12 protein-coding genes are annotated in these 14,565 nt (G+C 46.8%); 4 read left to right on the forward strand and 8 right to left on the reverse strand.

All coding sequences use genetic code 11. The annotated features are described in order from the left end of the window. Window positions 1-185 precede the first annotated feature (185 nt). The 4 genes from EL633_RS05935 to EL633_RS05950 form a co-directional block, all read right to left on the reverse strand. Window positions 186-3,449, reverse strand: coding sequence for an ABC transporter permease (locus EL633_RS05935; protein ID WP_126626304.1), 3,264 nt, complete (start codon window positions 3,447-3,449; stop codon window positions 186-188). Between the two features lie 3 nt (window positions 3,450-3,452). Then, window positions 3,453-4,241, reverse strand: coding sequence for an SGNH/GDSL hydrolase family protein (locus EL633_RS05940; RefSeq protein ID WP_126626305.1), 789 nt, complete (start codon window positions 4,239-4,241; stop codon window positions 3,453-3,455). 96 nt (window positions 4,242-4,337) lie between these two features. Beyond that, entirely contained in the window at window positions 4,338-4,586 is a 249-nt protein-coding gene (secG, locus tag EL633_RS05945) for a preprotein translocase subunit SecG (RefSeq protein ID WP_218027421.1), read from the reverse strand. Between the two features lie 319 nt (window positions 4,587-4,905). Further along, on the reverse strand, window positions 4,906-5,661 hold the full coding sequence (locus EL633_RS05950; RefSeq protein WP_126626306.1) for a glycosyltransferase family 2 protein: 756 nt from the start codon (window positions 5,659-5,661) through the stop codon (window positions 4,906-4,908). A 274-nt stretch (window positions 5,662-5,935) separates the two neighbouring features. Here EL633_RS05950 and EL633_RS05955 point away from each other — a divergent pair, with 274 nt between their 5' ends. Genes EL633_RS05955 through EL633_RS05965 form a run of 3 tightly spaced genes read left to right on the forward strand, consistent with a single transcriptional unit; the run spans window position 5,936 to window position 9,624 of the window. Further along, the gene (locus tag EL633_RS05955; protein ID WP_126626307.1) at window positions 5,936-6,586 is read left to right on the forward strand and encodes an MBL fold metallo-hydrolase; all 651 of its coding nucleotides are present in this window, start codon (window positions 5,936-5,938) and stop codon (window positions 6,584-6,586) included. 59 nt (window positions 6,587-6,645) lie between these two features. After that, a complete protein-coding gene (gene pyrG, locus EL633_RS05960; RefSeq protein WP_126626308.1) occupies window positions 6,646-8,316 on the forward strand; it encodes a CTP synthase in 1,671 nt (556 codons plus the stop codon). A gap of 3 nt (window positions 8,317-8,319) precedes the next feature. After that, on the forward strand, window positions 8,320-9,624 hold the full coding sequence (locus tag EL633_RS05965; protein ID WP_126626309.1) for a magnesium transporter: 1,305 nt from the start codon (window positions 8,320-8,322) through the stop codon (window positions 9,622-9,624). Between the two features lie 119 nt (window positions 9,625-9,743). Here the strand turns inward: EL633_RS05965 and EL633_RS05970 are convergent, their stop codons facing one another. The 3 genes from EL633_RS05970 to EL633_RS37445 all read right to left on the reverse strand — a co-directional run bounded on the left by EL633_RS05970 (window position 9,744) and on the right by EL633_RS37445 (window position 12,694). Beyond that, window positions 9,744-10,478, reverse strand: coding sequence for a hypothetical protein (locus tag EL633_RS05970; RefSeq protein ID WP_126626310.1), 735 nt, complete (start codon window positions 10,476-10,478; stop codon window positions 9,744-9,746). A gap of 366 nt (window positions 10,479-10,844) precedes the next feature. Then, the gene (gene greA / locus EL633_RS05975; RefSeq protein ID WP_126626311.1) at window positions 10,845-11,357 is read right to left on the reverse strand and encodes a transcription elongation factor GreA; all 513 of its coding nucleotides are present in this window, start codon (window positions 11,355-11,357) and stop codon (window positions 10,845-10,847) included. 761 nt (window positions 11,358-12,118) lie between these two features. Beyond that, window positions 12,119-12,694, reverse strand: coding sequence for a DUF5679 domain-containing protein (locus EL633_RS37445; protein ID WP_246039089.1), 576 nt, complete (start codon window positions 12,692-12,694; stop codon window positions 12,119-12,121). A gap of 418 nt (window positions 12,695-13,112) precedes the next feature. Between EL633_RS37445 and plsY the strand changes: the two genes are divergently transcribed. Further along, on the forward strand, window positions 13,113-13,796 hold the full coding sequence (gene plsY, locus EL633_RS05985) for a glycerol-3-phosphate 1-O-acyltransferase PlsY (RefSeq protein WP_161981982.1): 684 nt from the start codon (window positions 13,113-13,115) through the stop codon (window positions 13,794-13,796). 44 nt (window positions 13,797-13,840) lie between these two features. Here plsY and pgsA read toward each other — a convergent pair whose 3' ends face one another. Beyond that, window positions 13,841-14,458, reverse strand: coding sequence for a CDP-diacylglycerol--glycerol-3-phosphate 3-phosphatidyltransferase (gene pgsA, locus EL633_RS05990; protein WP_126626313.1), 618 nt, complete (start codon window positions 14,456-14,458; stop codon window positions 13,841-13,843). Window positions 14,459-14,565: the final 107 nt, after the last annotated feature.

Raw genomic sequence — 14,565 nt, forward strand, 5'->3', positions numbered from 1 at the left:
GCAAACGACATCTATTCTGTTATTTTAACTCATAGATTGATACTTTTACAATCTTTTTCATTTGTATGCGGATACTATAAATTCTTATACTGCTATTATTTCCAGATCCTCTCTTTACCGGACCCACAAATTTATAGATATGCATAGCCTAGAGCAGCAAAAGAAATTTATGTATACTGCTGAGCTTAAATATAGCGTAATGCCTCTGCAGGAGCAACCCGACCAGCCTGCCAGGCAGGTAAAATGGCTCCGACAAATGAAGCAAAAAGAGATATAGCGACAACTAACATGAGCTGTTGCCAGGGAATACTAAAGGTGAGGCCTGTTTGATATTGCTCAAAAAAATTGGCGGCAAAGATATTGCGCGAAAGAATTAGTCCTAGTACTATGCCAAAGAAACTGCCGGACGCACCTACAAGAAAGGATTCCAGTAAAAAGGCACCCTGAATCAAGGGACGTGGACTGCCCATAGCGCGCAACATACCAATCTGCTGCCGTCGTTCAATCACTGCTCGTGTGCCCGTTAGCGCTAGTGCGGCAACACCCAGCAGCAAGATCAATCCAACGATAGCTAATAACACGTTACTCAGCAAAATACGCGGCCCACGAACTTGCCAGATGGCATCTTGTAACACGGTTGTCTCTAAACCATAATCCAGATAGGCCGAACCAAGTGCCAGTGACAGAGCCTTGGGATCCTGTCCGGGCGCCACTTTAAAATAGTAGCTCTGAGACTCGGGGGTATTCTGGTTGTCAGATATAATTCCGCTCTGATTGGCATTATAGGCAGCACGCGGCACATATAGACCAAAGTGTGCCGCATCACTGTTATCCACCACCCCAATCACTGTGACTTTCGTGGCGGTTTTCCCTTGCAAGCCAATAGTCCATAGTGGGACCGCTGAAAATGAGGTATCTCCCTGGCTCACTCCGCTTATCGCAAAGGTGAAAACTGGATCAAGGCCTGGTGGGGTAGCGGGTACATTGGCACTATTGGGATTGCCAGCCGTAGGATCATAGACAGCCGTGTGAGAGCCATTATATGGTAAAGCACTGCTATCAATCAATGCATAGTCAGAATGCTTCTGCAGGGCTTTCCAGACATCAGCATCGCTATTAAAACCCTGGGCTCGAGCCACCAGATGGGCACCATATCCCTGTAGAAAACCTCCACTCACAATCTGAGTTGGATAAATACTCCAGCGGGGATTGGGCGCACCTAATTGTAGTACGCCTAGCGTGGTTGTGCTGCGAACACCAATACTCGCAAAGCTTTTGGGGTCAATACCCTGGCGGGCCAGTGAAGTTTGTAGATCCGGCAAGGATCGGAAATAGGCGGTAGCCTGGATATCATAGCCGCCTGTCTGGGTATTGATGTCGACATACGAATTTTGCATGGCGTTGGTAATAATCGCCATAACCGTCATGGCAAACACAACCAGACTAAACATGATCACACTCAGACCTGTACGTAAGCGCCGTTGCAATGGATAAGCCAGAGCAAGTTTGGCCAGGACAAAAAGGCCTGGGATGCGTGCACACAAAGCTAAAAATGGTGCCATCAGTAACCTGGCATTCGCGACCGCTGCCCAGACGGTTCCCAATACCATCATCACGCCAGCGATAAAAAATACCTCAATGCCACCTTTAAAACGCGGCAGACCCAAATTTATCAAAATATCAAAAGGCAGCGCCCAATACGCCATCCACACCAGACCAATTAAGGCCGCCACAATCCCGTCCACCGATGACGACCAGCGCCGCAAATCACCATTCCAGGAACGCTGACGAATGCGTAGGAAAACGCTCAGGCTCTGTAACAATAACGCTTTTAGCAGTAAAACTAAACCAAAGACAGAGAGCGAGAAGCCTAGCGAGAAAGGGATAATCTCCTCATTGCTTAAACCTGATTGCATTAACCAGAAACCTGCTAATAGTGGGATGATGCCAGTTGTCAGCAAGGTCAACACAAAGTTAAACAGGAGTTCGGGAATATGCTCAAAAAGGATCCTGCGGCTACGATGCAAATTGTACGTGGCCGGACCAAAAGAGGTTCGCAGTTGTGTGAAAAGTTGCAGGCTGCGCTGTCCCTGCTCACGTAGTGATAGACGCACAGGGGTCGACTCTGGCAGATCACGAATAGCATCAATCACAGTCAAACGGCTTACTAGCCAGGAAGAAAAAGCGACGGAGAGAAAGGTGAAGATTACTCCCAGACAATAGGCTATCAAAAGGCTATGCGGCTGAAATGTAAATTTCAAAGGAAAATTGAAGCGGGCTAATAGGGGACCGAGCAGATAGATCAACAATGCACCTAATCCAAAGCCCGCCAGAATGCCAATCAAGGAAGAAAAAAGATCGTAGACGAATCCTTCAAACAGGTACATCAATATCAGGTGCCGCCGCTGCACCCCAATCGCGCGCGCTATCCCCATCTCCATCCGCCGCTCCGCCGCCAGCAAGACAAAAATCAGAAAGATCAACAACAGACCAATAGAAAGGGCAAACAGCGCAAACAATGAGAAGATACGTGAAAATATTTCCTCGGCTTGCTGCGAGTTCTGGACTCCCTGCTTCTTCACCTGAATCACATGCACACTTCGTGGAATCCAGCGTTCCAGTTGATCTTCAACTTGTTCCGATAGGTTAACGCCTTTGACCCCGCCACCACCTTGATTGGCGATCATGATCTGATTAATCTTACCTTGTTCTTTTTCAATATTTTGGAACGTGGCCAGATTACTAATCACTACAGGCTGATCACCCACGATGCTGGAGTTATTAACAATCGCAACAACTTTAAAAGCATAGCGACGACCCGGCCAGCGTGAAGAATAGAGATAGATGTTATCATTTGGTTTGGCATTGATTAAAGTAGCGCATGTTTGATTAAGATAAATAGACTTATCTGGCAGAGCCCTTATTGTTCGTGGTTGCTTGGAGGTTACATCCGTTAAACCACCAAACCCCAGTTCGCTATCAGGCAATACCGCCACCACTCCCACGTTTGAACGAACCTGGCGCGATGTTTGATCCGCAAGTAATAAGCCTGTTTCATGCAAAACAGCACCCACAGCAGCAATATCAGGATTGTTATTGGTCCGTCTCTTTACCCGCTCATAGACACTCTGTGGATACGTACCAAGTGCGCCATTGCCACCCTCAATCAGCTCATCAATGTTGCCCCAGTTATAGACTGCTACACTTTGTACAGCGGATGTCATCACATCGCCAGTCGCCAGGACTCCCGACAGGAGGGTTGTTGATAGCATCAAAGCAAAGACGATGATAACCATCTGGGTGCGCCGCCGCGAGACGTTACGTACACCAATCTTAAAAAAGATCCTGTTTGCCAGCGCCAGCAGGAGTGTACCGCCCACAATAATGCCCGTTATAATCAACAAAATTGGTGTCAATGTATCAATTGAAATACCAAAGAATTGTGTCATAAGTCATGTTTTCTTTAAGGCAGCATAGAAGATCTCAGCCAACACTGCATAACCAGTGGCATTAGGATGAAAACCATCCCGGCTAATATATTCTGGATGATCAGCTAAGGTCCGCCAGCTCTGATATAAATCGACTAATTGAACATGCTGGCTCTCAACCACGGTGGCAATGACCGCATTATAAGCGTTAATTTTGGCTGTGAGCGCCTGCTTATCACTATCCGCAAAGCGGGGGAGCTGGGTTAAGTCTGGCACATTGGCAACCACAATGCGCGCCTGAGTATTCGCGGCTCGTAAACGTTGCAGCACGCTGCTCAGGTCCCGCTGGTAACTGGCCAATGGAACATTATCAACCAGATCATTGACAGCTAACCAGACGGTAATCAGGTTGGCATGAACATCTAGGGCTACTGGTAGTTCAATATTCAGGGCATCATGCGCATTAATACCGGGAATACCCAGATTGATCAGGCGTGCACTGGCTCCTAGATGGTTGGTGAGGGACGCAGGCCAGCACTGCGTAGCAGGATCGTTGGTTCCTGTTCCAAAAGTGTCTGAAGCTCCAATTGCCACATAGGTCAAGCGCGCTTCAGGTGTTGATTGCAGATGAAGTTGAGATGAGGAAGATTGGTTGGCCGGAGCAGACATACAACCGGTCACTAGAAAGCTGATCAGCAGACAGCAGAAAAGACTGTTGAGTATATATGCGGCTCGCTCACTACCAGAGCCGGGCCACTTCAACAGCCTTTTCGTCCATATCGGGTGTACCATCCGTGCACGATGTACCTGCATATCCCCTTAAAATTCAGTGCGACCTGCATTTACGAAGTTCGCTTTATAAACGACTACACGGAACGGAGAGCACAAAGGAGACAATTTTAAGACGGCTTATAGCCCGCGTGCTGCGATTGCAGCGCTTAAGATTGAGACCAGTGCAAACAGTACAACAAAGACAATTGTTGTATTGAAAATCAAGCGCTCAACGCCACGACGTGTCTTAAACACAGATCCGGCGCTACTTCCGCCAAAGGCACTACCCAGACCAGCTCCACGTGCCTGTAACAAAATAAAAACTACTACGGCTACGCTCAAAATAATTTGAACAATGCGAATAGCCGGAAGCCACTGTTGCAGCAAGAGTGTCCTCTCTTTCGTGCTAACCCATATAAACCACAAGTGAATCAATTTCTGACAGATTATACCATAGGATATGGACAACGTCGAGATAGTATACAGGCATATAGCAATATACTATTGAAACGCGCTTACCCTTGCGTAATTTTTTATTTGTGTGGCAGAGAAAAGAATGAAAAATTCTTCCAACGCGATCAAACAGAAGACTCGCTACCATCATCCAGAAAGTGACACAGGTAGATACATTTTATAGGACGAAGCATTAAAGATCTTTCAAAGATAAGCTTATTTTATCAATCCTTGAAAGATCTTTCTAGCCGTATTATTTGTTGCTATGAGCATGTTCGGGCTCAATCGCACCGACTGACGCAACTTCATTGATACGAAATGGTTTACCAAAACGCTGCTGTAGAAGCATCGCCAGAGCAGGCCAGCCATCTTTCCAGGGTGAAAGTTTTTTCTCTTCACGAGGATAGTAGCTAATAGGTACTTCAAAGATGGAGTAGCCAGCTTTGAGAATACAGGTAGTGATCTCAGGCTCAATTTCAAAACGGCGGCCGGTCATCGGCAGGGCATGCGCAACCACTCCAGGCATCAATTTATAGCATGTTTCCATATCATGGATACGGCTGCCAAATAAGATATTAGTCATTGTGGTTAAGAAACGGTTACCCCAACGAGTGGTAAACTTCTGACCCGAAAGATCTCGATAGCCGTAAATGGCTACGCGGTTATTGCCATTCCTGGTAACCTCTTCCCATTTACGTACCAGGGCTGGAATATCTTGAGGATCGTACTCCATATCCGCATCTTGTACGGTTACCATATCACCAGTGGCCAGACGGAAGCCTGTACGCAAACCTGCACCTTTACCCTGATTCTGCTCATGGCGTACATATTGGTAGGAATCAAAGGGCGCATTCTGGCGAATTTGCTGTAAAATTTCCCAGGTACGATCGGTTGAAGCATCATCAACCACAATCACTTCTAGATCTAATGCGACCTGGGAGAGCATTTCTAGAATTTTTGCAACAGTCTTCTCTTCGTTATAGACAGGGACAACAACTGAAACCCGCATAATATAAAGCCTCTCTTCATCAACAAAATGAAAGCACTTACTCTTATAAATAATAACCTAAAAAAGTGGACCCATATCGAGTAAACGAATGAATTAACATATGGCAACAGACAGTACCTACAGATAGGATCTATAGATCGACATAAAGGCTATCAATATCCTCATCTAAAGAAAATTCCCCTCACTTGTAGAACACTTATCCCTTATGATACAATACAATCCGGGCGAGGACATTGGGTCCCCGCCCGAACTTATGTGAGAGAGTATAACAGTTATGGAAATAACCTGGCTTGGCCACTCTTGCTTCCAGCTTCGTGGCAAAAACGTCACCTTAATTACTGATCCCGCGACCCCTCAGCAGAATGATGGCTCAGAAGCCTCTCCCCTGAGTAAGGTGAACGCGTCTATTATTACAGTTAGCCATAATCATCCAGGCCATAACTACGTCCAGGGTGTGGGTGGAAATCCACGAGTTGTACGTGGACCGGGTGAATATGAAATTAGCGATGTACTAATTACCGGTGTTGCTTCCTATCATGATGACGAACGTGGTAAAAAACTGGGACGCAACACTATTTACATTATACATATGGATGATCTGGTTATCTGTCATCTAGGTGATCTGGGTCATGTTTTACCAGAGGAACTGCTAGAAGAAGTTGCCGACGCTGACGTACTTCTCCTTCCGATCGGCGGTGGAAATTCGATTAATGCAACGCAGGCTGCGGAAATTATTAGTCAGATAGAACCACGCGTGGTCATTCCCATGCACTATCACCCAGAGCAACCAGAAAGCATTCCGGCACAATTAAATAAATTCTGCCGTGAGATGGGTGTTGAAGGCATTCAGCCACAGCCTAAGTTCACAGTTACAAAAAGTTCTCTGCCGGTCGCGATGCAGATTGTGTTACTTTCACCACGGTAAATACCGTGAATATGTTATTGCTTAAGGCAAGACTCCGCGTATAAGGAGAAAGCGAAGCTATGTCAAAATTTATCTTTGTCACAGGCGGTGTGGCATCATCAGTAGGAAAAGGTATCAGTGTAGCCTCACTCGGGCGTCTCCTCAAAAATCGCGGAGTCTCCGTCTCACTCATGAAATTGGATCCCTACATTAATGTGGATCCGGGAACAATGTCACCATATCAGCATGGTGAAGTCTTTGTTACCGATGATGGCGCTGAAACCGATCTGGATCTTGGTCACTATGAACGTTTTACGGATGAACCATCTTACCAGGCAAACAATGTTACAACAGGGCAGGTTTATGCTTCGGTCATTGGTAAAGAGCGCCGTGGTGAATATCTGGGAGGCACGATTCAAGTCATCCCACATATTACCAATGAGATTAAGGATCGCATTCACGCGGTCGCCCGCCGCTCCGATGCTGATGTGGTAATTGTTGAGGTTGGAGGCACCGTTGGAGATATCGAAGGTGAACCGTATTTAGAGGCCATCCGCCAGATGCGCAAAGATGTCGGACGACGCGATGTACTCTACATTCATGTCACCCTCCTCCCCTATCTGGGTGCCGCCAAAGAGTTAAAAACCAAACCAACCCAGCACAGTGTGAAAGAATTATTACGTGTAGGTATTCAGCCAGACGTTATTTTGTGCCGCTCAGATTATGCTGTACCCGATGATCTACGCGAAAAAATCGCACTTTTCTGCAATATCGAGGAGAAAGCTGTCATTGGCATGACCAATGCAGAGACCATCTATGAGGTTCCACTCCATCTTGAGAATGCGGGCCTGGGTGAGTTCCTGGTACAAGAACTCAACCTGCCCAAGCATGAGCCCCAGATGCAGGAATGGAAGAATCTGGTTGACCGGATCAAACGTCCACGCGCAGAATTAACCATCGGTCTGGTCGGAAAATATGTTGAACTCCATGACGCGTATATGTCCGTCGCCGAGTCCCTTCATCACGCCGGCTGGTTCCACGATGTCGATATCCGTATTAAATGGATTAATTCTGAGGCCCTGGAACAGATGGGCGATAATTATGAAGAGGCACTCGAAGATGTGGCCGGTATTGTGGTTCCCGGGGGCTTTGGCCATCGCGGTATCGAAGGTAAGATCAAAGCCGCCAGTTATGCACGTCGCAACAATATTCCATATCTGGGTCTCTGCCTGGGTATGCAGGTTGCTGTTATCGAGTTCGCCCGCAATGTCCTGGGACTGACCAGCGCCAATAGTTCCGAGTTCGATCCACAAAATGCAAATCCTGTCATTGATCTGATGCATACACAACGCAATGTCTCCGATAAAGGCGGCACCATGCGTCTGGGCAACTGGGTCTGCTGCTTGATGCCAGAGACAAAGGCGTATCAGGCATATGGTGAAGCAATTGTCTTTGAGCGCCATCGCCATCGCTATGAATTCAATAATGAATATCGCAAACGTATGGAATCCCATGGTCTGGTTGTTAGTGGCCGTTCAGCCGACAATAGCCTGGTAGAAGTTATTGAACTCAAAGATCACCCCTGGTTTGTTGCCTCACAGTTCCATCCTGAATTTAAGAGCCGTCCAACACGTCCACATCCACTATTCAGAGATTTTGTGGGCACAAGTCTCAAGCTTAGCCAAAACCAGGATCATAATCATGAGGTTGCATCAGATAAGGTGTTATCCGATGCACGGATAGAGATGTAATTCATGTTATACTTGAGCCAACTGCTCAACGCTCCAATTCTAGACCAGCAGAATGTGCGTGTGGGCAAAATCATCGATTTACTAGCGCAAGCCAATCAGGTAGGCCAGGGTGAGCCGGCCTATCCAAGCGCTCTGCTGGTAGAGGTTGAAGACGATCAACAGAGACAGGTGCCACTCAATGCATTAGAGCGCAGCGAGAACACCTGGCATCTGCGTTATCCCATCGAGCGGTTCGCTCTGCAATCCGAAAATCCAGGTGAGGATGAAGTTCACCTGGCCCAGGAGGTGCTGGATAAGCAGATCATTGATCTTAAGCATAAAAAAACTGTGCGTGTCAATGATCTTTGCTTTGATAATGATTGGCGTATTCTAGGCATCGATAAAAGTTCCCTGGGCCTGGTACGCCGTCTGGCACCATCCTGGCTGGCCAATGCCATTAATCAGCCAACCTACTCCACCCTTATCCCATGGGAGGATGTTGAGTTGATGAGCTCTACATCTCATGATGATGATGAGATTGAGAGAAAGCCATCTTCCCCACTGGGTTCTCCTGCATCGCGTTCTCTGAGTGGCCATCTTTCAGAATTACATCCCGCCGATATCGCCAACATTGTCCATCAGGTGACCGTTGAACAGGGGGCACGGCTGATCGAACGTCTGGATAATGAGACTGCGGCCGATACGATGGAAGAGATCGATACCGAACGTCAACGCCAGATCTTAGAGAATCTACCACCAGAACGGGCAGCCGCTATCTTGCATGAGATGGGTCCTGATGAGGTCGCCGATCTACTAGGGCAACTTCCTGAGGAACGTAAGCAGGAATTGCTCCGCCAGCTACATCCTGAAGACTCGGAAGAGGTTCAGGAATTATTGGCGTATGAAGCCAATACGGCTGGTGGCTTGATGACAACTGACTACATTGCCTTAAGTCAGACGCGCACGATTGAAGAGGCGTTGGCCGCGATTCGTAAAGATATTGTCGAAAATGATGTACGTATCGCTTATATCTATTGTGTCGCAAAAGAAGATGAGGATGAGGATCGTCCCCTGGGCGTGGTCTCGATCTGGGATCTGCTGGTTGCTCAGCCAACCCAACTTTTACAAGAAATTATGGAAACGCAATTGATTATGGTACGGCCAGATACAGATCCTCGCACAGTGGCTGAGACACTAGCAAAATATAATTTGCTGGCAGTACCCGTTATCAATGAAGATGGTGTATTAGAGGGTATTGTTACCGTCGATGACGCGCTCGATGTTCTACTTCCACCAGATCGTCGCCGACGTCCAACCCGGATGTATTAGTAACCGGGCCTGATTTATCTCAACAAAAACGGGCCTGCCCATAATTTTTGCGCGCTGGCGTAAACGGGCAGGCTCTTCCCTTATATCTCTTCTTTTGGGAAGATTTCAGGCAATTTTAGCTATGCTATATGGTTTTGAGGATCTGAAGTATTGGATACGATACTGGCTTCAAGTGCGGCTAACACCTGGACAATATCCTGGCATACTTCAACCAGCACCTGGGGAAGCCACTCTTCCGGATGTGGCTCATCTGGCAAGACGAGGTTCTCGACCTCACCATCATTCACTTGTATCAGCACACTTTCACTGGGAACAGGCTGCTCTTCATGCAAACCGCGCATGCCTAAAGGATGCCAGATAGGAATCTCTACCCGCTGTTGCAGATTTAAAACTTCAGGATACAGCCGATTATCACGCAAGATCATCGTAATTCCTGGACGGGTCTCAGTGGTCCTACGGCTCTGTTCACTGGCCTGCAATTTGACTAATTGGGATAGTGAGAGCAGCGTCTCTTCAGATAAGGCCGTTCCATGTAAGGCCAGAGAATAGGAGAGATCCAGCACCAACGGCGGAATAGAACTGGTATGGAGATGATCACAATCATCCTCCAACTCATGAAAAAATTCGCATACGCCGGTAGTCCCATCCGTCGATAGAGCAGTATCTAGCACGCCCCATGAAAATGAGACAACACATGAACTTGGTTGCTCAATATCACAGCTACCTGTATGACAGGTACAGTTGAACTCACGCTCCAAAGAACGTGTATTCAACCAGGACTCAGGATGGGTGACGAGACCGATGTTGCGGGCCGCTTTAATGAATAATCCGGTCGCGTCTTCAAATGTTAACAATTACAAGCTCCTTTATAAGCCGGGGAGGTGCAGGTGGGCTGGCGAGCCCTTCATGCCGGGGTGTGGAGATATCCCCACATCATTTACTCCCCCACTCCCACCGCAGGCGGGAGGTCTGAGCTTTGTATATACCACTTTTAAAAAGTGCATATCATAAGCATATTTTTGCCACACAGTATAAAAAATTAAACGCACCATTGGTGCAATCTCCAAATAATCCCAACAGGAATATTACTCTTATATTACCGATGAGTTTGGTGAGTGTCAAATATGAGGGCCATTATTATAAATACAGAGTCTGACACCCCATCATAAAAAAAACAGGGCACCGGCTAACTATTGGTGCCCTGTAAGGTCAATTTGCAGTTATAGCATGGGACGGATGGAGAGGATATAGTACGTGGTTACACCGCCAGGAGTTGAAACACTTACTTCATCGCCCTCGCGATGGCCCATCAAAGCTTTACCAACAGGGGCCTGATCAGAGATCAAGCCAGCTTTTGGATCAGCTTCAAACGTTTCAACAATCTTAAACATACGCTTGGTGCCTCTATCAGTCTCCACCTCTACCTGCATACCAATGCGCACTATGCCATCTGCGCCAGCGTGCATATCTGGCGTCATGACCTCGGATAAATTCAGCCTTTTTTCTAATTCTGCGATTTCGCCTTCAAGCATGGCCTGATCATTTTTAGCTTCTTCGTATGCGCTACTCTCGCTGATATCGCCTGCTTCCTTGGCTTCATGAATGTAGTCGGCAACCTCACGGCGCTTCACATCGCGCAGGTAATCCAGCCGCTCTTTCATTCGTGAATAGCCCTCTGGCGTCAAGCGATAGACTTTGCGATCAGATGCATCACTCTGTCCACCAATACTCATTGTTTAAACTCCTCCTGGTAGTGAGGCTGTCGACCCCAACGGGTCCGTTCCCGATATCCGCCTCTTACTTGTCTAGCTCTAACTACAAGCCTTACTCTCTTTAGCACCGACGTATTATCCTTGCCACTATTCCTGCGCCTGTACTTACGTTTCGCGATCAAATATCTCGATCTTGAAATTGCAATCCATGGCGTGCGAATCATTACAAGTTTTTTCGTCAAAGAGGATCAGGTGCTAGCAGCAAATACAACATTTACACGTTTACTTATTTCCTGCCATCTCTTCTTGTCCATCGAGGCGACATTATGCTACGCCTCAGTTTAACGTGAAACGTAGATGCTCAACACACATGAGGGAGATTATACGTTGAGAATGAAGGAACGTCAAGTGATTTGCCCTGTTTTTTCATTTCTTTACAATGAAGCTTTCAGAGCCGATAACACCTTGTTAAAACCATAAAACCAATCAGCTCGCCAGGCAGATTATGCAATGATTGCAGTTGACATTACTTCTGTATTATCCACCTTATGTGTAACAATCCAGATTACCAATGAATACTATGCACAACTTTCAATTATTAACGCTCATATGCGACCTTTTTAGGAGTAACTCTTTTTATAGATGGGGTGATCGAGGAGCGGTTGCAACCGCTCCTCGATCACCCCATCTATAAATAAGCAAGCGCTCCAGGCGCGAGACATCAAAAAAACTGCACACATACTATCAGTTATTTGTTACAACTGCTAAATCGGATGCCCACACTATTTTGATGAGACAAAACGAAATAGTCGAGTACCACAAACAGGACAAGTGCCTTCGATAGCACTGCGTCCATTCTTTGTAACAATTCTTTTCTCATTCTGCATTCCACGTTTGACACGACACTTTACACAGTAAGCCTCGGTGGCTACTTCGGAAGGGGGTGTTTCTACTTGTGGCTCACTTATCTGAGTATCCATCTTTTCCAATGTGTCTGGCACTTCCGTTGTGGTTTCAACATCTTCTCTAGGAACGAGGGGGGAGTCTAGCGCCTGTTCTTGCTGCATCAATGGTTGCTCATCAGTGATAGGATCAGCCGTTGTTACTCTTATGACTTCTTCGGTGACAGGCTCCAGCATGACTTCTTCTAGCACAACCTCTTCAGGAATTACAGCTGACACATCTTTGAACAAAACCTCGCCATGTTTCTCAGTATAAGGATGTTCTCCCCCAGACAGCACTCGCTTAAGAGTGGGCGAAGTTTTTAGAACATACTTGATGATCATGAATAAGGCTCCGAGCAAAATAACGACACATATTTTAACTCTGGCGCGGCTATACCTTCCAACACGGCGCATGCACAATCTCCTTCAAAACTATAAGCAATGTATTTTACAGATAACTTGTTCCACTTATTTAAAGAACACGGTGTGCAACTTTTCCAGTACTAATTGTAGTGTGTAGGGCAAATCAGCACGATCGCGACCGTGCTGATTTGCCCTACACACTACAATTAACGAGCACCACAAGTGCAAAGTGTCAAAAAAATTTTGTACACGGTGTTAGAGAGAGACATCGGAACATATCAGCTATACGTAAGGACTGCTTCAATTCAAATTATAGCGTCTCTATCAACGATAGAAGATTTTTTAATAATAGGTAGCACAATATAACCATTGAAAAACTTTCCCCTAGGTGAGGGTCCCCTAGTCAATTTAAGAGAAGCAGTTTATAATGTGCCTGGCACTCGATGTAGATCAAAAAAAGGAGCAATTGATGCCCAATATCATCGGTTCGCTTATCGTTACAGCGCTTATCTCTTACCTTTGGGGTTCAATTCCCGCCGGTTACTGGATGGGAAAGTTACTACGCGGCAAGGATTATGATATCCGGGATCATGGCAGTCGCAAAATAGGGGCGACCAATGTACAGCGTACGCTTGGAACGGGTCCGGCACTGATTGTACTGATCATAGATCTTTCAAAAGGTGTTGGTCCGGCACTGCTGGCTACGCTTGTTCCATTCTTTCATGGGGGGGGCTGGGGCATTCTGGTGGCTGGCCTGGCGGCATTACTGGGACATTGTTATCCCATCTTTATCGGCTTTAAAGGTGGACGCGGCGTTCTTACTGGAGCTGGAGTACTTCTAGTCTGTTCACCACTTACGTTCCTCATTGCGGCCATCACGACAATTAGTACTATCAGTATTTGGAAATATGTTTCGCTCGGCTCGATTGTCGGTGGCGCTACTGCTATTATTTGTGGCATTATTTTTTATGTACTGGGTGTAACCCAACCCGGCTTCTTCGCCGCGGTGAGCCTGCCGCAATTCCTCTACATGCTTATCGCTCCATCCCTCATCATTATTTTCCATCGCGACAATATAGGTCGCTTACTAGCGGGGAAAGAGCGTAAACTAGGGCAAAAGGTGCCTGACCCAACAGTTAGTCCAACAAAATAAGCGAGAAGAGCAGACTCTTCTCGCTTATTTTCAGGAAGGTCTGCTCATTTCGTGGTTTCTTCGTTGGAACGCAAGAGCGGCCAGCCCCCAATTAAGTACTCGATACCGGACATGATGGTCCAGAGCGTTGCAATGATAACTAAGCCATCCGCGACCAGCAATAAGATCTCAGCAAAATTGACCGTCTGGCTGTTAAAGGTAAGCATGGGTGGAAAAAGTGAGAGCATATGTGCTCCCAGACCTTTAGCCAGTAGCAAAGCTCCCAATGCAACCAACGTGATGAAGGTTTTCTGCTTGCCCCAGATACCAGCAGGAATCACTTTTCCTTTAGCCGCCGCAATCGAGCGCAAGCCCGATACCATCAGTTCACGGGTCAGAATGATAAATGTGACCCATGCAGGTACCAGATTTAGTTGGACCAGAGCGATCAATACAGCAGCGACAAAAACTTTGTCCGCCGTCAGATCCAAAAAAACACCGAGCGAAGAGACAACTTTAAAACGCCGTGCCAGGTATCCATCCAGGTAATCGGTCACTGATCCCAGGAAAAAAATGAGCGTTGCCAGCAGGAATGCCCATGGTTGGTTGACCAATACCAATATAAATACCACCAGCGTGGCGATTAAGCGACTAATACTCAGTATATTTGGGAGATTACGCATACATACCCCTTATTGTGCAGCCAACCGTCTTCAACGGATAGCCTTTGTGTGGTGATAATTAATCACATTATATGCGAATCAGGCTAAGATTGTATAGCGGTTAACGG

Source organism: Dictyobacter alpinus (genome assembly GCF_003967575.1).
Taxonomy (GTDB): domain Bacteria; phylum Chloroflexota; class Ktedonobacteria; order Ktedonobacterales; family Ktedonobacteraceae; genus Dictyobacter; species Dictyobacter alpinus.